Origin of the sequence: Paenibacillus cineris (genome assembly GCF_018333335.1) — a bacterium.
GTDB classification, from domain to species: domain Bacteria; phylum Bacillota; class Bacilli; order Paenibacillales; family Paenibacillaceae; genus Paenibacillus_AQ; species Paenibacillus_AQ favisporus.
The window spans coordinates 456890-477275 of record NZ_BORU01000004.1 but is presented as its reverse complement, the minus strand read 5'-3'; the positions used below and the strand labels follow the sequence as shown (position 1 = coordinate 477275).

Annotated in this window: 16 protein-coding genes and 1 other annotated feature; of the genes, 10 read left to right on the top strand and 6 right to left on the bottom strand. The window is 47.6% G+C overall.

Translation table 11 applies throughout. From position 1 onward, the window contains the following. The first annotated feature begins 93 nt into the window (after positions 1 to 93). Together KI379_RS28905 and srtB are read left to right on the top strand one after the other, a co-directional pair. A complete protein-coding gene (locus tag KI379_RS28905; RefSeq protein ID WP_244879484.1) occupies positions 94 to 6339 on the top strand; it encodes a DUF7601 domain-containing protein in 6246 nt (2081 codons plus the stop codon). Between the two features lie 19 nt (positions 6340 to 6358). Beyond that, a complete protein-coding gene (srtB, locus tag KI379_RS28900) occupies positions 6359 to 7138 on the top strand; it encodes a class B sortase (protein ID WP_212985731.1) in 780 nt (259 codons plus the stop codon). A 100-nt stretch (positions 7139 to 7238) separates the two neighbouring features. Here the strand turns inward: srtB and KI379_RS28895 are convergent, their stop codons facing one another. Continuing rightward, entirely contained in the window at positions 7239 to 7802 is a 564-nt protein-coding gene (locus KI379_RS28895) for a DUF4062 domain-containing protein (protein WP_212985730.1), read from the bottom strand. 368 nt (positions 7803 to 8170) lie between these two features. On the opposite strand from KI379_RS28895, the gene KI379_RS28890 reads away from it, so the two are divergent. The 3 genes from KI379_RS28890 (at position 8171) to KI379_RS28880 (ending at position 10949) form a co-directional block, all read left to right on the top strand. Further along, positions 8171 to 8518, top strand: coding sequence for a YciI family protein (locus KI379_RS28890; RefSeq protein ID WP_212985729.1), 348 nt, complete (start codon positions 8171 to 8173; stop codon positions 8516 to 8518). An 8-nt stretch (positions 8519 to 8526) separates the two neighbouring features. Then, entirely contained in the window at positions 8527 to 9750 is a 1224-nt protein-coding gene (locus KI379_RS28885; RefSeq protein WP_212985728.1) for an RNA polymerase sigma factor, read from the top strand. Between the two features lie 185 nt (positions 9751 to 9935). Beyond that, positions 9936 to 10949, top strand: coding sequence for a DUF3231 family protein (locus KI379_RS28880; protein WP_076172388.1), 1014 nt, complete (start codon positions 9936 to 9938; stop codon positions 10947 to 10949). 159 nt (positions 10950 to 11108) lie between these two features. Here KI379_RS28880 and KI379_RS28875 read toward each other — a convergent pair whose 3' ends face one another. After that, positions 11109 to 11759, bottom strand: coding sequence for an SDR family NAD(P)-dependent oxidoreductase (locus tag KI379_RS28875; protein ID WP_212985727.1), 651 nt, complete (start codon positions 11757 to 11759; stop codon positions 11109 to 11111). Positions 11760 to 11908: 149 nt separating this feature from the next. Between KI379_RS28875 and KI379_RS28870 the strand changes: the two genes are divergently transcribed. Then, a complete protein-coding gene (locus tag KI379_RS28870; RefSeq protein ID WP_306433707.1) occupies positions 11909 to 12364 on the top strand; it encodes an Lrp/AsnC family transcriptional regulator in 456 nt (151 codons plus the stop codon). 74 nt (positions 12365 to 12438) lie between these two features. Here KI379_RS28870 and KI379_RS28865 read toward each other — a convergent pair whose 3' ends face one another. Beyond that, positions 12439 to 13041 (bottom strand): isochorismatase family protein, encoded by a 603-nt coding sequence (locus KI379_RS28865; protein ID WP_212985726.1) that lies wholly within the window; start codon positions 13039 to 13041, stop codon positions 12439 to 12441. Between the two features lie 278 nt (positions 13042 to 13319). Between KI379_RS28865 and KI379_RS28860 the strand changes: the two genes are divergently transcribed. After that, positions 13320 to 13784 carry a phage tail protein gene (locus tag KI379_RS28860; protein ID WP_212985725.1) on the top strand — a complete coding sequence of 155 codons (465 nt, stop codon included), beginning with the start codon at positions 13320 to 13322 and terminating at the stop codon, positions 13782 to 13784. A gap of 124 nt (positions 13785 to 13908) precedes the next feature. On the opposite strand, the gene KI379_RS28855 is transcribed toward KI379_RS28860, so the two are convergent. Next, the gene (locus tag KI379_RS28855; RefSeq protein ID WP_076172379.1) at positions 13909 to 14517 is read right to left on the bottom strand and encodes a TetR/AcrR family transcriptional regulator; all 609 of its coding nucleotides are present in this window, start codon (positions 14515 to 14517) and stop codon (positions 13909 to 13911) included. Positions 14518 to 14767: 250 nt separating this feature from the next. Between KI379_RS28855 and KI379_RS28850 the strand changes: the two genes are divergently transcribed. Further along, positions 14768 to 15547, top strand: coding sequence for a nuclear transport factor 2 family protein (locus KI379_RS28850; protein ID WP_212985724.1), 780 nt, complete (start codon positions 14768 to 14770; stop codon positions 15545 to 15547). Between the two features lie 224 nt (positions 15548 to 15771). Here KI379_RS28850 and nfsA read toward each other — a convergent pair whose 3' ends face one another. Continuing rightward, positions 15772 to 16512, bottom strand: coding sequence for an oxygen-insensitive NADPH nitroreductase (nfsA, locus tag KI379_RS28845; protein ID WP_089549514.1), 741 nt, complete (start codon positions 16510 to 16512; stop codon positions 15772 to 15774). Between the two features lie 273 nt (positions 16513 to 16785). Here nfsA and KI379_RS28840 point away from each other — a divergent pair, with 273 nt between their 5' ends. Both KI379_RS28840 and leuA read left to right on the top strand, forming a co-directional pair. After that, positions 16786 to 17130 carry a winged helix-turn-helix transcriptional regulator gene (locus KI379_RS28840; RefSeq protein WP_089549515.1) on the top strand — a complete coding sequence of 115 codons (345 nt, stop codon included), beginning with the start codon at positions 16786 to 16788 and terminating at the stop codon, positions 17128 to 17130. 437 nt (positions 17131 to 17567) lie between these two features. Then, positions 17568 to 17830 (top strand) — a binding site (T-box leader). A 76-nt stretch (positions 17831 to 17906) separates the two neighbouring features. Continuing rightward, positions 17907 to 19577: a 2-isopropylmalate synthase gene (gene leuA / locus KI379_RS28835; protein WP_212985723.1), complete on the top strand. Its 1671-nt coding sequence runs from the start codon at positions 17907 to 17909 to the stop codon at positions 19575 to 19577. A gap of 242 nt (positions 19578 to 19819) precedes the next feature. Here the strand turns inward: leuA and KI379_RS28830 are convergent, their stop codons facing one another. Continuing rightward, positions 19820 to 20281 (bottom strand): MarR family winged helix-turn-helix transcriptional regulator, encoded by a 462-nt coding sequence (locus KI379_RS28830; RefSeq protein WP_212985722.1) that lies wholly within the window; start codon positions 20279 to 20281, stop codon positions 19820 to 19822. Positions 20282 to 20386 lie beyond the last annotated feature (105 nt).

Below are 20386 nucleotides of genomic sequence, written 5' to 3'. Positions count from 1 at the left end.
AATATAAAAGTCTATTCGGTTGAGCGATATTGAACCGATGATCCTACAGTCGCAAAAATTTCAGTAGTTTCGGGAATGGAGGACAAAAGTGTCTTGAAACGAAAACGCAGCATAGGTAAAGCAATACTCTCTTTCTGCTTGGCAATTATGCTAGTCCTGCAGACGGTGGCTTTCTCGTCTGCCGCATTTGCGGAGAGTGCGCAAGACAATTCGGGGGCGGAAGTAGTTAGTGAACCTGGCTCGCCGAGCACAAACGAGCCGTCGAGCGTGGAAGAACCGTCTGGCACGGATCAACCGCCGAGCGTGGACGAGCCGTCAGGCACGGATCAACCACCGAGCGTGGAAGAACCGTCGAACACGGACCAACCGCCGAGTGCGAACGAACCGCCAAGCGCGGAAGAACCGCCGTCAGTAACTGAGGAGCCGATCAATTCCGTAGTGATGGCGGCAGTCCCTACGGACAAAACGGCGGTGTTCATGGAGGCTAATTCAACCTTTCCGCTGAAGGTGACGCAAGGAACTGACATTGCCCCAGGTGGTACGATCCAGGGCCGACAGCAGTTTACGCTGAAATCTGAAGGTCTAAAATTGCCAGTGAATGGTGATGACCCAAATCCAACTAATGCAGATCCTGAAAAATACATACAAAAGGGTGACTGGATTGAGCTAAAAAGAGAAGACCACTTCAAGGAAGTGGTGCTGCCGACAGCTACTGAACCCCTGAATGCGCAGACTGATTCAGGTATGAAACAGCTTGGTACCGCATTTTTCACGCCGAGTAGCATCAGGATTGTATTTAACGGTGATGACAACTTTTTCAACGGTGTCGGACGAGATATTCACTTCAGCTTTGAAACTACTGCAGATGCAGACGTAACGGGAATTGAATACGGCGATATTAAGCCTATCTCGATTTTCGGGGGAGCATATGGGTTAAAGAACCCGGCTGTTACGCCGGCATACAACATCAGCTTGACAGGAAACAACTGGCCAAAGAATGGGAGCTGGTCTTGGTGGTATGTGACCGTGCCAGGCTATCAGGATGGCTATTTAACTTTCCAGTCTACTCCATCCTCTTTTGATGTGCTTGATGCAACAATCAAGCTGCCGCTAGATGGGATGACGTTCTATACGAAGCCTTCCGATTACCGCATGGTCTATGTACCTGGGTCCTTCAAGGTAAACGGCACTAAGGTAGAGCCAAACATTGATGTAGATGGCAGTCTGAGCTACGTTTTCCCGGGAGGAACGGGAGTGGATCCAAAGGTTGAGTATCAAGCATGGTTTCATAAGGATCTGTATTATAAAGAGTATCGGGGCGTGGGAATTGACCCCGGACGAGGTAGCGGACAGCGTTTTGACCCAAAAGTAGAACTGAGGGATGCGAGTGCTGGTGTAAAAGCCAGTGCAGCACGGGAATCGTGGGTCGCACCCGACTGGATTCAAACATCAGGCTCTTATGACCACCCGAATGAAACCATTACATGGAAAGTTACTGTTAACCAATATAACAAAAAAAAGTTAAAGGACTTTACTATCACAAATGTATTGCCTGCCGGGCTAGACTTTTTATCAGCTGAATGGCAGACATGGGTGGATGGCGTTGCATCTGGAGAAACACAAATTACACCGGATGCGAACGGCGTTTATTCCTTCGGGGATATTAATGGTAAAGTAGAATTAGTGATTAAGAGCAAGGTAACAAGCGGTTCCAGCTTCAGAATCGACCCTCGTGCCAACTGGGATTTGGATACACCAGATGGCATACAGAATAACGATGTAATCACTGGTACAAGACCTAACGCAGTGACTGATGAGGCAATGGTCACCATCGGGGAGCACGTCTTCACAAAGAGTGGGTCTGTTTCGATGGAGGATTTCAATCTCGGCGGCATCACGTGGACTGTCAATCTAACGCCACAGTATGCTCTGCCAAATGCAGCGGTATACGATGTTCTGGTGCATGGCGGAGATTTGAACGTCTTGGACAACGCTGTGGATGAAACCGGAGAGGTGAGCGCGGAAACGATTGCGAAAATCAAGGCAAATGTTAATACTGCTCAGCTTTGGAAGCAGTATCATGCGGGATCCTTGAAAGGCGTAACCAATGCGAGTGGCTTGACACTGAAGGCTATTCCTTTGACGGTGAACGGTGAAGTCGTGGCGGATTTGGTCAAGGTAACTGGATACACCGACAAAGCTGCATCCTTCAGCTTCCGTTCACTGGAGACCAACCCAGACATCCTCTTCAGGCAGGATATTAACGTAGGGAAAACAAGCTGGAATCGGGCATTGCTTTTTGACGGCGAAACCGTAAAACAAGCGCAAAACAACACCAACCTTCACCTGCATATGCTGAATAAGGATATGCTTGCCGCATCCTATCCTATTAAGAAGGACGGGACGGCTGACACATGGTATACTCCGAACAACGTTAACCGCTATATCGGTTATGATAGCTCATCAAGCGGCGACGAATACACCTTGGCTGGTTATGACCGGACAACCAAGACGGTCACCTTCCGCCTAGGCGTCAATATGCCGGGCTACAACACGGTCGAGATGGCGAAAGACGGCGGAGGTCGGGTCATCACCAATGTGAAGCTAGTAGACACCTTGCCGACGGGGTGGGAGTTCGTTCCGTTCTCCGAGGAGAAGGACTTTGAGCTTTGGAAAGGTTATTCGGACAATGGCAGTGGCACTGGCTATGGGGTTCGAAACAACGCTGTTTCAATCATCGAGCCGAACGACCCTGCTCATGTGGTAGACTTCTCCCAGAGTGGAAACGTAGGAACCTTTACTTTCTCTAAATTGGAAAGCCCGTATGTTATTTTGGTAAAGGCGAGACCTTCCAATGCGGCTCTGGAGAAATATTTGGAAGAGTACACCGCCAACGGAACTTCCAAGCAGGTGCTCTATAACAAAGCCGATCTTCACATGACATGGGGCGGGGTGGAGAAGGTCCTCACCGAACAGCGCAAAGTTATTGTACCTATTCAGACCTTGAGCAAGTCGGTTACTAAGCCCGTTCCAGGGGTGCTGGAATGGACGGTGAACTATACCCCGCCATTCAACATGGAGCAGGGTGTTTATTTGCAGGATACCCTAGGTGCAGGTATGAATCTTCGCTATGAAGAAAACAGAAAGCTTGTGCTGACAGCGCCTAGTATGGCAGTTTATCCTGCTAAATTGACTGCCAGCGGTGCTCTGGAAAGAGAGGGCGCAGCGCTGGATCTCAGCGACCCGAACTCTGAAGTTCAGGTAGAAGCTGCACCAGGCGAAGGCGGCACTACGGTTTTAATATTCAAAATGAACAACCCTAATAAGCTTTACCAGTTTGTGTACCAAACCGAGGTTGACCCTTCTAAAACGAAGGCTGGAGACAAAATGGGCAACGAGGTAAAGCTGATGGGCGATGATAAGCTGAGTTCTGTCAGTGCCAAAAGTGAAAGCACGCTGGACAGTTCGGACGTAGCCGGCAGTTCAAGCTCCAATGCCCTGCTGCCCCTGAAAAAGGTAGATCCTAGCAACAATCCGCTAAAAGGCGTAGAGTTTACGCTCTACAAGAAAGACAACGGAACTCAAGTTGCCAAAGGAACAACCGATAGCGCAGGGAAACTTAATCTGCTGTTCCCGGATCCGGGTTATTACGAGCTGAAGGAAACCTACATTGATCTGAATACCTGGCTGCCGATCACCCATGTGTATCAGGTGTACGTAGGCAATACGCCTGGGAAGCCCATTTGGGTAGACGGCGTAAAAGTAACCTCTGAGAATCCGCTGATCGTGCCTACGCCGGCCCAGGGCAAGCTGACCATCACCAATAAGGTGCAAGGCAACGGAAGCGATCCGAACAAAGAGTTCGAGTACACCGTTACCTTCAAAGGTGAGGGTGAGGGCGGAGAGTATTACTATAATAAACCAGATAATACTTATGGAAAAATCAAGAGTGGTGACAAGATTACCCTTAAGCACGGGCAAACTATGACGCTGCCTGCATTGCCTGCAGGTCTGGTTTATACCGTTATCGAGGGCGATTATACAACCATTGACGGTTACACGACTAAGCCGGAGAGAGAATTGTCTGGCACAATTGCAGATAAAGGCGACCACAAGGCGGACTTCGTCAATGAACGGATCGTCAGCAAACTGACCGTCAGTAATAAGGTCAAGGGCAACGGCGGCGACAAGACGAAGGAGTTCGAGTACACCGTTAGCTTTGAGGGTGCAGGCGAGGGCGGAAGCTACTCTTACAAGAAGTCGGATGGCAGCACAGGTACGATCAAGTCCGGCGAATCCTTCACACTCAAGGATGAAGAGTTGCTGGAAATTGTGGATCTGCCTAAAGATCTAAAATACACAGTTACCCAGAAGGACTACACAACGGATGATTACGTGACTACTCCCGAGGAACGAAACTATACCGGAGTCATGAAGGGCCAAGATGAAAATGCCCCGTACACGAACGTGCGAGTCATAAAGGGCGACCTGGTCATCAGCAACACGGTTAAAGGCAAAGACGACGACAAGAAGAAGCTGTTCAAGTACACGATCACCTTCACAGGAGAGGGATCGGACGAATCCTACGCCTATGAGAAGCCGGATGGCACTACGGTCATGATTAAGGGTGATTACACCTTCGATCTTACGGATGGCCAGACGCTCGTTGTGCATGAACTTCCGACGGGTCTCGAGTATACGGTGACCCAGACTGATTATTCGGAAGACGGCTATGTGACGGATCCTGAAAGTTTCATTCGCACAGGCACCATTCCGGAGAAAACAGCGGCCAAAGCATACTTTGTAAATACCCGCCCATATCTGGAAGGCGTGCTGCGTGACAACAACACAGGCGAAGTCATTCCGAACGCGGAAATCATCGTGACGAACAAGAAGACCGATGAACAGCAAAAGATTCGGACGAATGAGAAGGGTGAATATTCGATTCCGGCCGCAGCCGATACCGAATATACGATCACTTATACGAAGCTGTATCATGTAGGCGGGAAGGATGTCCCTGTCGAGTTCACGCAAAAAGCAAATGTAGACGGCAGTGTGAGAGACGAGACCGTTCCGGCCGACATTACGGCAGTAGGGATCGTGCTGTTCAAGCAGCTGGATGGAACAAAAGAGCTATTCAACGATTCTTTTACCAGCCAGATGCATATCTATTTGAAGGACAAGGATGGCAATTATATTCAAGAGAACGGTCGTCCCAAGGCGTTTCCGATGGCTTCAAACGGCACTTTCTCCGTGGAAGGGCTAACCGAGCAGAAGTACACCATGGAAGTTCGCTATGAAGCTGAGAACGGTCAGGAATTGCTCTTCAAGGTGACGCAGCTGGACGTGAAAGCAAACGGAGAGCTGAATATTTCCGAGGAATTGGTCGATCCTTACGGTACGGTTTATGATGAAACGACAGGAGACGCTATCACCGGTAAGAAAATTGATGGAGCCAAAGTTACTCTGTATTATGCGGATACGCAACGGAATAGAGCTAACGGGCACACACCGGATACGAAAGTAACGCTTCCTCCGGTTCCGAACTTCCCGCCGCACAACAACAAGAGCCCCGAGCAAGATAGCGACGCAAATGGCTTCTATGCATACATGGTGTTTCCTGACGCGGATTACTATCTGATCGTAACGAAGGACGGATATGAGACGCATCGGAGCGATACGATTTCTGTCGATTATGACATTATCAAATACGACGTGCCAATGAAGCCGATCCGTTCCGGTGGCGGCTCCGACAACGGTAACAGTGGGGGCGGAAACGGCAATGGGGGAACCGATAACGGCAACAACGGAACCGGTAACGGTAACAACGGAGCCGGTAACGGTAACGGCGGAACCGATAACGGCAACAACGGAACCGGCAATGGCAACAACGGAACCGGTAACGGCAACAACGGAACCGGTAACGGCAACGGTGGAACAGATAACGGTAACGGCGGAACCAACAACGGCAACAGTGGAACCGACAACGGCAACGGCGGAGCCGATAACGGTAACAACGGAACCGACAACGGCAACGGCGGAGCCGATAACGGTAACAACGGAACCGGTAACGGCAACAGTGGAACCGACAACGGTAACGGCGGAACCGATAACGGTAACAACGGAACCGATAACGGCAACGTCGGAACCGACAACGGTAACAATGGAACCGACAATGGCAACAGCGGAACCGGCAACGTCGACAACGAACTGGACGATGCTCCGAAAACCGGAGACAACAGCGTATCGCCTATCCTTTATATGGCTTTAGCGCTGATGTCCTTGATGACGATCGGGTTCTGCCTAATCGGTAACAAGAAGAAAAAGCACATTCAGTGACCGGAAAGGCGGTAAGAACATGAGCAAAACGAAAAAGATTCTTATCGCCGTTTCCCTCCTTGTGTTCGTATTTTCTCTCTTCAGTATTGCGAAGACTCTCCTTCGAGATTACGCTGAACAGCAGAAAATCAAAGAGCTGACAAAAGTTAGGGAGGATGGGTCTGGCAAAGGCGGAGGGGATGCAATCCCCTCCCTTTTGTCCAATAAGGCGGGTAAGCCGGTCATGCTTCCCGAATTTCGAGAGCTTTACGAGAGGAATCCGGATATCGTCGGCTGGCTGAAGATTGACGGCACCCGAATTGAGTACCCGGTCATGCAGAATCCACAGGATGCGGAGTACTATCTCAATCATGATTTCGATAAGAAGGAAAACAAAGGCGGCCTCCCCTTTTTGGATGCGCATAGCCGGGCCAATGGTTCGGGCATTTTGCTGATTCATGGACATCACATGAAAAGCGGCTGGATGTTTAAAGATTTAATGAAGTACAAGAACGAAAATTTTTACAAAGAGCACGCTACGTTCCAGTTCAGCACGCTTTTTGAAAAGGAAAAGTACGAAATTGTAGCCGTCATTCTGTCTCAAGTTTATCGCAAATCGGACGACGTTTTTAAATACTACCAGATTGAAAATATAAGTACGCCCGCCGAGTTTGATTCGTATGTACAGAACATCAAGAAACTTGCTCTTTATGATACGGGCGTAACTGCCCGGTATGGCGACAAGCTTGTTGTACTGTCCACTTGCGAATATTCAACCCAAAACGGCCGGTTAGCAGTGGTTGCGCGAAAGATTAAATGACGATGTTGAAATACGGAGTCAAGCTGGTTGATATCGCGTTCTCCCTTTGGAGGACGCGATTTTTTAGCATTCGGGGCTGACGGTGCCAACCCCTCTTTCATTACCTCTTCTCCAACTCCGCCTTTAGTCTTGCATTCTCTTCCAACAGCTTTTGAACATCCAGGACATCTTTGCCGGAAACCCAGCCATGCAAATCGTCTCTTGCTGCATACCCCGGCAGTTGATCACGAAGTACCATTTTAATGTGCCGTACATCCTCCACATAATAGATAGGGACCTGTTCCATGACCGTTTGCTTAAACTCTTGAAACTCCTGATAGTATTCAATCGCTGTAAAGTCGTATGGCTTTTGTCGTAATGCTTCATCTGTGACAACAAAAGCAAATCTAGGTTTGCCCGCTTCTCCGGCATACTCATACTCCCAATGCGTATAGCTTTTGGATTCATCAGGAAGCGTCAAACCATAGAATCCTCCGAGAATCAGGATATATACATCGGACTCATCGATCCATCTCTTCCTAATGTTCACTGGGCTTTCCTTGAAAAATTGCTCGATTCCTGCAGGGATATGACCGGCTTGAAGTATGGCTTCCACAGCGGTATGTCTTTCCTCAATTAGATCATAGTAAGTAGACGATATGTAAATTTGTAATTTTTTTCTCATAAGCCCACCTAAATTAAAGAATTCATAAAAATATAGAATGAAATAAAGAAATGAATGAAATAGGCCGTATTGGGCTGTTATAACAGGAGGTTCAGCGCAGACTTTATTTCAATCTATTTAGAATCTAACATTCGCTCACTTTATATGTCAAAATTAGCAAGTATATATGGCTTACATGTAAGGGCTTTTGTATTCACTGCGCACTTTTTGTGGGGATTTGGAGTTTCGTTTGGTTTCCTGTGAGCGCATCCCAAATGACGCCGGCTTTTTATATAAATATTTTTCTTGTAATGTAGAAATTGGAGCAGCCCACACGACATTATAGTGCAACCCAATTCCAATACGGTTTTACAGGGAGGAGTTTTTGTATGAGTTACACCCTAATGTTTTACGAGAGCCAGGAGGATTTTGCGGCTAGAATGGATCCAGCCCGGCAACAAGAATACCTGGCAGGCTGGACGCATTACGTGCATGCTTTACGACAGTCTGGAATCGTGGTGTTTGGTTCGGGGCTTCATGCTCCAGAGACAGCTGCAACGATGAAACGGCGCGGCGGTGAAATGGAGGTTCAGGACGGACCGTTTCCCGAGACGAAAGAGCAGCTCGGCGGAATATTCGTGATTGATGTTCCGGATTTGGATACTGCATTAGAGTGGGCTGCTCGAGGGCCTGTCGATACGGTGGAGGTCAGAGAGAACCTTCCCGCGCTGAAGTAACCATTTCTATGGAAGCTCATCAAGTTATTGAACAAACAGCTCGTAACGCTTACGGCCGATTACTCTCCTATTTAGCTGTAAATTGGCGGGACCTGCAGGCAGTTGAGGATGCGATCGGAGACGCTTTTCTCGCTGCGTTAGAAACTTGGCCGAAGATCGGCATTCCGGATAAGCCTGAGGCATGGCTGGTTACCGCCGCCCGTAGGCGGCTTATCGACCGTGCACGCCGTACCCGCGTTTCCGAAAGTGCGCTGCCGACACTCATTGCCATGTCAGAGGATACACAGCGGCTCGCATCGTCAAACACTGGTTTTCCGGACGAACGACTGCGGATGATGTTTCTTTGTACTCATCCGGCCATTGACCCTGCGATGCGTACACCGCTGATGCTGCAGACGGTGCTTGGAATCGATGCAGCCCGAATTGCATCTGTATTCATCGTCAAGCCCTCCACCATGAGCCAGCGTCTGACGCGGGTAAAGGCCAAAATTCGTACCGAACGCATCACATTTGAATTGCCCGATGCTGAAGAAATTCCGAATCGTCTCGATTCCGTCCTGGAGGCTATTTACGCTGCATACGGGAGCGGGTGGGACGAAGCAGCCAGTGCCGATTCGCCTCACAGGAGATTGGCAGAGGAATCGATCTATCTGGGAAGGCTGCTTCTCCAGTTCAATCCCCGCGAGCCGGAGGTTAATGGCCTGTTGGCGCTCATGCTGCACTGTGAAGCACGAGCTGGGGCTCGGCATGATGAAGAGGGGAACTATATTCCCCTCTCGCAGCAGAATTGTGCCCGATGGGAACAAAGCCTGATCTTGGAGGCGGAGCGTTATCTGCATATCGCCTCGCAAGCCGGTGAAATCGGACGCTTTCAACTCATGGCCGCGATCCAATCCGTGCATGCACAGCGTTTATGGACTGGGCAAACAGAGTGGGAGGCGATTGCTCAATTATACGAGGTCCTCATTCGTATATCTCCTACCCTAGGCGCATTAGTCGGCCGAGCCGCTGCAGTGGCGGAGGCTTATGGATCGGAATGCGGCATTGCGCTTCTAGAAGCCATTCCATCTGCAGAAGTGGTAAGCTATCAGCCCTATTGGGCACTTGCCGGTCATTTATACAAACGGATGCAGCGGAAGGAAGATGCTCACTTGGCTTATAGCCGTGCCATTGGGCTAAGCACAGATATATCGATTCGGCAATTTCTAAATCGCCAAGATGCTGAGATATAAAGCACACACCGGGATAAAATAACTACCCGAGGAAGAAAGGGGCTGGCGTGCCAGCCCCTTTCTCAATTTTCCGCCGATAAACCCGTTAAGCTGAACCCGTGCTTAATTTAAGGTGCGCTTCTAGTGTATTTCGAAGCTGGTCACTGGATATCCTAGGCATGGGTTCCCAATAGACCATAAAAGGAATGAGTTTTGTGAAAACAGATCAATCACAATTAACGGCAGCGGAGATGGGAAAACTTTGGGCAACGTATGTTGGAAATACGATGGGGAAATGCGTGCTTAGTTATTATCTCCAGCATGTGAACGATAAAGAAATTAAAAAAATTTTACAATTTGCCCAGGGGTTATGTGAAGATTATATACAGGATATCGAAGCCATTTTTAAACAAGCGGCCTTTCCCATACCGGTCGGGTTTACGAAGGACGACGTAAATCTGGAAGCACCCCGACTGTATGAAGATGACTTTTATCTTCATTACTTACAGTATCTGGGCAAAGCCGGGATGAGTATTTATAGCGTGGCTATACCTTTAGTAACGCGGAAAGATATCCGGGATTTTTTTGTCAAGACCCTTCATGATACGAGCCAATTAATGGTTCGGGTCAATGATGTTTTGCTTTCCAAAAATGCATCCATAAATCCACCCGTCATTCCTCCTCCCGAAGGAGTTGATTTTATTACCAAACAGAGCTTCTTAAATGTATTTTTTGGAAACGGGAGACCGCTGCAAGGCTTGGAAATTGCCCATTTATACGGAAACATGAACAACGACATCACAAGTAAAGCCATTATTACTGGCTTTGTTCAGGTGGCAAAAAGTGAAAAAGTCAGACAATATTTAGAACGCGGAAAGAATCTTAACCAAAAACATATTGATCAGATGTCGGATAAATTGTCCAAAGACGGTTTGCCATCTCCTTCGCTCATTGATCATCTGGTCAGACCATCAACGGAGTCTCCTTTCTCAGACAAACTGATGGTTTATCATAAAATCGATATGTTTGCCATGAAGATCCGGGAATACGCCAATGGTGCCTCACTTAGTGCAAGAAAAGATGTTGCCGCCTTATTTGCAAAATGTCAGTTGCAAGTATCGTTATATGTAGAAGATGGTGCCAATATTATGATTGACCATGGCTGGTTGGAGCAACCTCCAGAAGCTATAGACCGAGATGAGGTACAAGCGGGACATTAAAAGCTTGATCTAGAAGCTGTTTTGGGCACCATAGTTGAATCGAGTGAGCTATAGGTATAGGAAGGGCCATCCTTTACAGGATGGCCTTTAAGCTTGCGGTTACAGACAGCCGGGTGATCCGTACCCTAAGTAAGGCGAAAATGACCGCTAATGGAGTACTCACTGATAGATAAGTTCACGTTCGTTCTGCTTTTCATACATATCCCAATACGTTTGGGCGATTCGATCAGGGTCGAAATTTGTGTTCACCGCAACTGTACCAGCAATGGTGATGGTGCCCACATGAATGCCATGAGGCTTCAATTCTTCTCCTAATGTATAGGCTAAGCTGCGTAGAGCGGCTTTTCCGACAGACAAAGAAGCTAATTCATAAGCAGGAGTTAGGGCAAATCCACCGCCTGTGAACAAGATCGTTCCACTCTTCCGTTCAATGAAGTCGGGAATAACTTGTAAAGCACTGCTTAGAGCCCCGACCACATTGACATTAAGATCGTCCAACAACTCGGCCTCCGTTAGTTTCGATGCAGTCCCCAGTTTAATAACAGCTGCATTATAGACAAGTACCTCCGGGATTCCATGATTTCTTTTGATCTGCTGGAACGCGGTTTGAAGAGAGTCCGCATCCGCAGCATTCGCTGTTGTTCCATATGCCTCTATGCCCTGGGCCTCCAGGCTCTTTTCAAGCTCGCCCAGCGATTTTTCATTCCTGGCCACAAGAATAACTTTGAACCCTTTCAAACCGAATATTTTAGCTACGCCAGAACTCACTCCGGGACCTGCCCCAACAATTACAATAGATTTTTTGCCCATATAGACTCGCTCCTTCAATTTGGATTCCAATGTACTCCACAAATTATATTTGATAGTATGGGAATGCTACATGGGTCAACCAAGGTGTTTATCATCATTCGCTAAGGAAATCAAACCATTTAGCTTCATACGCTTATAGAATATAAGGGGTGGGTCACTTGGATCAGGTTGATAAGAATATCCTGTTAGTTTTGCAGGACAATGCAAGGATCTCCATGACAGAACTAGGCAGGATGGTTGGGCTAACCCAGCCTGCTGTAACGGAGAGAGTTCGGCGGATGGAGGAAAGGGGAGTGATTAAAGAGTATCGGGCGGTCGTCGCAAGAGAAAAGATAGGTAAACATACAATGGCGGCTATTTGGCTGCGCGCAACGAATTGCGAATCACTTTATGCTTTCTGCCAATCCGCCCAGGAAGTGATTGAGTGCCACAGGATAAGCGGGGGAGAGTATAATCACTTGTTGAAGGTAGTTACCGCGTCACTGCCGGATTTAGAGATGTTTGAGAACGAAATCGTAAAGTACGGGAAATTTGCAACGTCCATCGTACTTTCTTCCCCTATTGAAAATAAATCCCTGGCCGCGGTCGTCCCCGAGTCTAATTAACGACTTAACCAGGTGGTTTGAAGAAAGTGCAATCTATCGGATTCAGGGATGCTTTGGCCAACCCCTCCAGGGAACTAAATCCCTTTTAATACCTCTTCCGTTGTGCGAATCCGCCCCATCCTCGGGAAAATAACATCCCGTACATGCTCATGCTCAGCCTTCGTGAACCCGGTCATGGCGTCAATCGCGAAAATGATATCATATCCGTGCTGAAAAGCTTCTCTGGCGGTTGTATCCACACCGATCCCTGAGGCTATGCCGCAGATGACGATCGTATCAATGTTCCGGCGGCGTAACTGGAGATCAAGGTCTGTTCCATGGAAGGCCCCCCATTGCTTTTTAGAGATGATATGATCCGTTTCCGTTACGCCGAGTTCGGGAATAAATTCGTCCCAGCCCTCGACCAGATTTAGTTTGGGAGGCGCGGCATCCAGCTTAGGGCTAAGCATATCTTTGAAGTCTTTACTGGATACATGCACAAGTGCCACAAAAGCCCCATGGTTACGAAAAAGCTGGGTCAGCTTGGCTGCATTGGCAATGACCATTTCGGCGGAATAAGGGGCATACTGCTGGCCTATCCATTTTTGGAGATCGATGACGACCAGAGCTGTTCTGTTCCAATCGATTAACGGTTCTCTTTGCCCGCTATGCGTATGATTGTCATGAAGTTGATTCATAGGAAACCCTCCGCTAATCTTGTAATGTAATGATGACGGAATCAGTATATATTAGGCCGTGGTGATTAACGAGAGAGCGGATTATCCTAGGAGTGATTCTCCTAGAATACATAGATTTTATGAAGATATGTGAAGGATTTTGACGCAAAGTGCTGAATATGTAAACGGGATGTTTGTTTCTACCAGTCTATGTAAACAATATTTAGAAGACTAACAAAATCGTCAGTCAGCTTGTGAAATATAGATCTCTGGAAATTAAGGGAAAACGAGGGATGGAAATGTCGTATATCGTTGATTTTCAAAATGTATCTACGGTTGGTTTGGAATCTTCACCTGTCGCTGAAGCACTTGCCGGTTTGCGCGCAAATGAAGCTCGTTACTTTATGAACAAATACAAGCATGAATTTACGGTTGTGCCTGCCAGCGAAAGCCAGGAGACCCTGGATTATGTGAACCGGATTTTGAAAGAAGAACGGGATATTGAGTTTGCGGCCAAACCTTTGGAAACATCGCGTTTTCAAGTGGAAAATATCCAAATGGCCTACGTTTTTTATGAGGACGGTCTCGCACTCAATGTCATGTATACCGTGGATGACCCGAAGAAACGGGCCGTCGGTTTCAAGCTTTCGGAAGGGATGGAGATACCCCAAGAGCTGGAAGGGAAGTTTAAGTTTGCGAGGCAGAAGTCCAAGCTGGCCGGAACGATTCGGGGTTCGTTTTTTGTCATTAAAGGGGAATATTAAGCTCGGCATAGGATGCGAAGCAATCAAATCAAAACATAAACGGGACAGGCGGGGCAGACCATGCTCTCCTGTCCTTTGTCTTTTTAAGAACGCCAGCCTACAACACATCTCTGCTCTCGCGATCCTACTCCTCGACGGCAATGCCGGCAGCTCTCAAATGTCCATAGGTCACGATGTTACTGAACTGGGAAGATACCTCAGCCGCGGACAGGGGCCGGTCGTTTTTGATCCACCAAATCACGATCCCCATGAAAGCCGATACGAGGTATTCAAGCAGCAATTCTTTAGATACCGCTAACGGCGAATCCCCCTGCGCAGGACTCCACCCCTCATCCAGTTTGCCTTTGATGATCGCCTCCATTTTTGCTCGAAACGGATAGATTCTGCTCTCCTCCACCAACATGGCATAGTACAAAGTAATACTCCCCGAAATGTGTTCCAGAACGGCTTGCATGACGGTCTCCAGTCTGGACAGACGGAAAGGGTTCATATGAAATGGGCAAAGCACGACGGTCTGCTGCAATTCGCTTAACAGCTCGTCCATACATGTATCTAATAAATCCGGCTTGTTCTGGTAGTGAAGATAAAACGTGTTTCGATTGATCATCGCCCGGTCGGCGATATCCTGGATCGTGATCGCTTCGTATCCTTTTTCCTGAATCAGCTCATAAAATGCCTTTCGGATCGATTGTTTCGTGCGCACAATTCTTAGATCGGTCTTCTTTTTGTTCATATGAATTTCGCTCTCCTACAAGAAATTTAAGGCGTTAAGCGACAAATCCGTTCGAAATGCCTCTTATCCTGCAAAACTCAAAATATTGAATATTGAGGGTGCTATGGTTCCTTATTATAATGAGCACAAGATAAATAAACAACATCGTGTTCATTATTTATCTGATGACGATAAATGGTGCGAGATCAGGACCGGTCCATCAAGCGCAAACGTTAATTTTAACTTTCGATATCAAAGGGAGGATATTTCGATGACATTCAACGATCATAATGAGCTTGTTCTTAAGGCAACCGCTGTGCTGGAAAGCTTGGAGAGCGGCAGCCCCGAAGCGATTAAGGCTTACGTTCATCCGGATAAATATATTCAGCACAACCAAGCCTTACCTGATGGCCGTGATGCCATGCTAGGTGCGCTAGCTCATTTAAAGGAAAACGGTACGAAGGTCAGCATTAAACGTGCTTTGGTCGACGGGGATTTGGTGGTCCTCCATTCCGTATATGAATTCTTCGGTCCTAAGATTGGGATTGATATTTTCCGTTTTGAACATGGACTCATCGTCGAGCATTGGGACAATTTGCAGGAGATGGTGGAGAAGACGCCAAGCGGCCATACGATGATTGACGGACCGGTCACGGTTCAGGATATCGACAAGACGGATGAGAACAAAGGGCTTGTCCAAAGCTATGTGGAGAACATTTTGTTTGGGAAAAATCCGGAGCTGCTGAACTCCTATTTTGACGGGGATCGTTACATTCAGCATAGTCCGCATATTGGGGATGGCCTTTCGGGACTGCATGCGGCACTCCAGGCGTTATCGGAGAGAAATATTGAATTTCAATATACTCAGCTCCATCAGGTCATTGGCCAAGGCGATTTTGTGCTTACGGTAAGCGAAGGTTTGTTTGATGGCCAGCCTACCGCTTTTTACGATTTGTTCCGTGTGGAGAACGGAAAGATCGCCGAGCATTGGGACGTAGTCGAAGCCATCCTGCCGACAGAAAAGCGGAAAAATTCGAACAGCCGGTTTTAAGGTTTGAGAGGGTTAATAGAAAGGCATCGCCGAACATTGCGGCGGTGTCAGCTTTGCTCACCAACCGCCACAGTCGGAGGTCCGGCTGTAATTTGCCGGAGCTGTTGGCGTAGAACGATGCCGAACTGAAAGAGGGATTTTCGCAACCGCTTTGCAATCGCGGTTGCGAAAATCCCTATTATTCTGCAGCGCTAATGTAGTTAACTTACCTCGGCCTTAACCGTTTATTTTTTCGCATATCCTTGCTTGTTCAAATAGTTCATCATTTGAGGGAGAGTACTTCTCTGGAGATGATCTTGGATATGGTCACTCCATCCCTTTACTTTTTTCACTGTGAAGGGAGCCATAACCGGACGGCTCTCATAATACTTCAACATGGCTTCATCATAGGTGGCTAATTTCTCTTGATCTAGTGGTTGATATTGATTTTCTTGCAAGACCATGGATTGAGGCAGCCGCGGCTTAAGTTCAGGTTTATCTCCTGCCGGGGTACCCAAGCATAATCCCACCAAAGGTATCACATACTTCGGTAATTTCAACAGGTCAGATAATTCGTTAATATTAGCTCTGACAGCCCCGATAAATACACCGCCAAGTCCCATGGATTCGGCTGCTGTTAAGGCATTTTGTGCCATTAGTCCAGCGTCGAACGTACCGACCAACAGAAATTCAATATATTCAATATCCACCACTGGGGCAATTTGATGATTACGGTTGAAATCTGCACAAAAAATCCAAAACTCTGCTGCCTCTTCAATATAGGGTTGATCCATACTGAGTTGCATCACTTTTTTTCGCAGATCAGGATTTGTGATTCGAATAATCGAAACGGCTTGAAGAAGACTGGAAGATGAAGTTTGACTGACTGCTTTAAAGATTGCTTCTCGCTGTTCTTCTGTCAAGGATTTATTGGTAAAAGATCGCACAGATGCATGATTATGAAGCAGTGAAATGGTTTCATTCATGTAATCCATCTCCATATTTATTTGATATAATAACTCCGTATTGATAAGGAACTCACATGTTTTTGCGTGTTCCCTACTCTCCTTTAAGCTGTATAGGCTCAGAGTTGAATCACCTTTTTGCTATAATTACATTAAGACTGCTAACTAAATATTGGCCAATGTTGTTCTGTCCCGGTGACATTGACACTATCATAAAATTTTTCGTTGGGTCCGCAAAGAGGGCAATATAAATGAACATAGTACAACTTTTTGTACCTTCAGGGGGGGATATCAATGAGGGTCTGTAATGAAGGATTTGATAAAGCGTTTATCGATGAAAACAGGGATATGTACGCGATATCCTTTACCCAATATGTCCTTTCAGGACGTTGGAAATACTTTATATTATGGTATCTAAGAGGAGAAACGCGTCGCTATACGGACATCAAAAAATTTCTTGGCGGTTTATCGCAAGGCTCTCTCACAAAGCAGCTTAGAGAGTTGGAGCAAGATGGAGTCATTAAACGTGATGTTTATCCAGAAGTTCCTCCTCGGGTAGAGTATTCGCTTACAGACAAGGGGAATAAATTACTGCCGATCCTTGAGAAGATGGAGGACTTCGGTAAAGAGTATGGATAACAAAATTAATGTACTATGACCCCGAAGTGTTCAATATTTTGAGGGAAAAAGCCAGCATTTAGCCTTTGGAAAAGGGATTCACTACTGCCTTGAGTGGTTTACGAATGGGGAAATGATCGATATAAAAATGGATGAATTCAATATTGGGGAATACATCACAAGACCACAGCAACGCTCCAGATTATTAGACGCCATGAATGCTAAATGCTTTGTGCCTCCTTTGAAGTATGGGAAGTAAACCCTGATTATAGGTTACTGCATAAATTGGAAGGGAACACGAACCATAATGATGGTTAAAAACCGCACCCACTATTTTTGTACATAAAAATTAAATATCGCAGCATTCAGCCAAATAAAAAAGCCCTCACGGAAGAACAATACGTTGTAGATTGCACTTGACACCATCGTGTCGGTGATATAGCATTAATCCTAATAATTAAACTACGTTGAAAAGGAATAGTACGGTTTTCTAAGCGAACAGAGAGCTGTTGGCCGGTGTGAAACAGCCGTGGAGAAAATTGGAACTCACCTTGGAGTTGCTCGCTGAAACAGTAAAGTAGGTGGAGCCGGAGCCTGACCGTTATCATCAGGAGGATCCAGGTTTGTCTGTTTATGCAAACCGTATCCGTAGAGTGCATGCCGGCGTTGGCATGAATTCGGAGTGGTACCGCGTAAGATGTTAAAGTCTTTCGTCTCTGTAATGGAGATGAAAGGCTTTTTTTGCGCCTCCGATCTTTGGCAGATTAGCATAGGAATCGACGAAAGGAAGGGTATCCATGAAAAATGTAAACAAATACGACAGAGGATATTTTATGCCGCCGGAGACCAGCCTGAACTGGACCCGGAAGGAATATATTACGGAGGCGCCGATTTGGTGCAGCGTTGACCTTCGTGACGGCAATCAGGCGTTGATCGTTCCGATGAATCTGGAGGAGAAGCTGGAATACTTCAAGCTGCTTGTGGATATCGGATTTAAGGAGATCGAGGTCGGATTCCCCGCAGCTTCGGAGACGGAATTTGCCTTTTTGCGCACGTTGATCGAACAAGATTTGATCCCGGACGACGTGACGATCCAGGTGCTGACCCAGTCGAGAGAACACATTATCCGCAAAACGTTCGAATCGCTGAAGGGCGCGAAAAAAGCCGTCGTCCATCTGTACAACTCCACCTCCGTGGCGCAGCGGGAGCAGGTATTCCGCAAATCCAAGGAAGAGATTATCGATATCGCTGTGAGCGGCGCCAAGCTGCTGAAGGAGTGCGCGCAGGAGACGGAAGGGAACTTCCAGTTCCAATATTCGCCGGAGAGCTTTACCGGCACGGAGATCGAGTTTGCGCTGGACATCTGCAACAGCGTGCTTGATGTATGGCAGCCGACCGCAGAGAATACGGTCATTATCAATCTTCCGGCTACGGTATCCATGTCAATGCCTCACGTCTACGCCAGCCAGATCGAGTATATGAGCGAGCATCTGAACTTCCGGGAACATGTCATTCTGTCGGTTCATCCGCATAATGACAGAGGCACGGGCGTGGCGGACGCCGAGCTCGGCATGCTGGCCGGAGCTCAGCGCGTCGAAGGCACATTGTTCGGAAACGGGGAACGGACGGGGAACGTGGATATTGTGACGCTGGCGCTCAACATGTACTCTCACGGAGTCGATCCGAAGCTGAATTTTGAGAACATTCCGGCGATTGCCTCCGTGTACGAACGGCTGACCAAAATGAGAGTGGGCGAAAGACATCCATACGGAGGCGAGCTGGTATTCACCGCGTTCTCCGGTTCGCATCAGGATGCTATTGCCAAAGGAATGAAATGGCGCGAGGAAAAGAATCCGCAGCATTGGTCGGTCCCTTATCTGCTGATTGATCCGATGGACATCGGCAGGGAATACGAAGGCGACATTATCCGCATCAACAGCCAGTCCGGCAAAGGCGGAATCGGCTACGTGCTGCAGTTGAAGTACGGACTTGACCTCCCGGCGAAAATGCGCGAAAACTTCGGATACTTCGTTAAAAACGTATCGGATCAGCAGCAGAAGGAACTGATGCCTGAGGAGATCTACGCCATTTTCTTGAAGGAATACGTGAATATCCAAACGCCTGTCGAGTTTGTGAAATACCGCATGACGGACAACGAAGACTTCCAAACGATCGTCACGATTCGTACCGGCAACGAAGTCAAGGAAATCGCCGGCAACGGAAACGGCAGACTCGATGCGATCAGCAATGCGCTGCAAACTGAGCTTGGGCTGGATTATTCCGATCTGGTCTATACGGAACATGCTCTGGAAATAGGCTCGAAATCCCAAGCGGTGTCTTACATCGGGATCACGGCTTCCAACGGCAGTGTATATTGGGGATGCGGCATTGACGTTGATATTATGACTTCGTCGGTAAAAGCGCTCTTTAGTGCCGTGAATCAGTTTAGCCGCAATACCAATAACTGATCGCTTTCAGCGAAGCAAAATTCGATTCCATTCACTCCGACCTATAGAGGGTGAGAGCATTCTCCCACATGAGAAAAGGAGCTGCCGCGGGCAGCTCCTTTTTTGTTTATTCGCCCATAGACACCTTAGAGAGGGGTCAGGGCTTACAGAAAGTAGAAGGCCCCTTCACCGTTTGGGTGATGGGCACGTTCTTTACTGATCGATGTAGTCATCTGTTTCACGAATAGCATTAACAAACGTGGTCAGGGCGGCGGGGTTTTACCAGACGAAGACCTTGTCTTCTCCGCCAGCCTAGTAATCGACTCGATGTCTTGCTCGGTTAATTGATCAAAGAAATGCCTGCGTATGGCCCTGGAGGCGATAGGACGGGCATCTTCCAGCACGGATTTGCCGGCGGGAGTGATGATGACTTGAACGCCACGATCCGTGTTCAGCGGCTTCCTCCTCACGAGTCCACGTTTCTCCATCCGCGTCAAATGATGTGACAATCGGCTCTTATCCCAGTCCATCGAGTCGGCTAATTCCTGCTGGCGAAGGCTGCCGTCCCCAAACAGGTCTAACCGGTCCAAAACACCATAATCACCTTCCGATAGCCCGGTCTGCTCGGATATTTCCTTGATGACGCGGCCGAAGATGGTCTGGAAGGAACCCTTCCACATATGCCATATTCGCATTTCTACTTCATTTAGCTCGTTCTTATCCATAGAAACATCATATCATGGTTGACGCATCAACCACAACATGTTACAGTAGATACCAGGTTGACGCATCAACCAGATGTGATCGCACATGATGGGTTGAGGTGCAAC

Coding starts and splice junctions, on each gene's coding strand:
- KI379_RS28880 (WP_076172388.1), top strand. CDS start 9,936: ATGAGTTTTGTGAAAACAGATCAATCACAATTAACGGCAGCGGAGATG.
- srtB (WP_212985731.1), top strand. CDS start 6,359: ATGAGCAAAACGAAAAAGATTCTTATCGCCGTTTCCCTCCTTGTGTTC.
- KI379_RS28865 (WP_212985726.1), bottom strand. CDS start 13,041: ATGAATCAACTTCATGACAATCATACGCATAGCGGGCAAAGAGAACCG.
- KI379_RS28860 (WP_212985725.1), top strand. CDS start 13,320: ATGTCGTATATCGTTGATTTTCAAAATGTATCTACGGTTGGTTTGGAA.
- KI379_RS28875 (WP_212985727.1), bottom strand. CDS start 11,759: ATGGGCAAAAAATCTATTGTAATTGTTGGGGCAGGTCCCGGAGTGAGT.
- leuA (WP_212985723.1), top strand. CDS start 17,907: ATGAAAAATGTAAACAAATACGACAGAGGATATTTTATGCCGCCGGAG.
- KI379_RS28895 (WP_212985730.1), bottom strand. CDS start 7,802: ATGAGAAAAAAATTACAAATTTACATATCGTCTACTTACTATGATCTA.
- nfsA (WP_089549514.1), bottom strand. CDS start 16,512: ATGAATGAAACCATTTCACTGCTTCATAATCATGCATCTGTGCGATCT.
- KI379_RS28890 (WP_212985729.1), top strand. CDS start 8,171: ATGAGTTACACCCTAATGTTTTACGAGAGCCAGGAGGATTTTGCGGCT.
- KI379_RS28830 (WP_212985722.1), bottom strand. CDS start 20,281: ATGGATAAGAACGAGCTAAATGAAGTAGAAATGCGAATATGGCATATG.
- KI379_RS28850 (WP_212985724.1), top strand. CDS start 14,768: ATGACATTCAACGATCATAATGAGCTTGTTCTTAAGGCAACCGCTGTG.
- KI379_RS28885 (WP_212985728.1), top strand. CDS start 8,527: ATGGAAGCTCATCAAGTTATTGAACAAACAGCTCGTAACGCTTACGGC.
- KI379_RS28855 (WP_076172379.1), bottom strand. CDS start 14,517: ATGAACAAAAAGAAGACCGATCTAAGAATTGTGCGCACGAAACAATCG.
- KI379_RS28840 (WP_089549515.1), top strand. CDS start 16,786: ATGAGGGTCTGTAATGAAGGATTTGATAAAGCGTTTATCGATGAAAAC.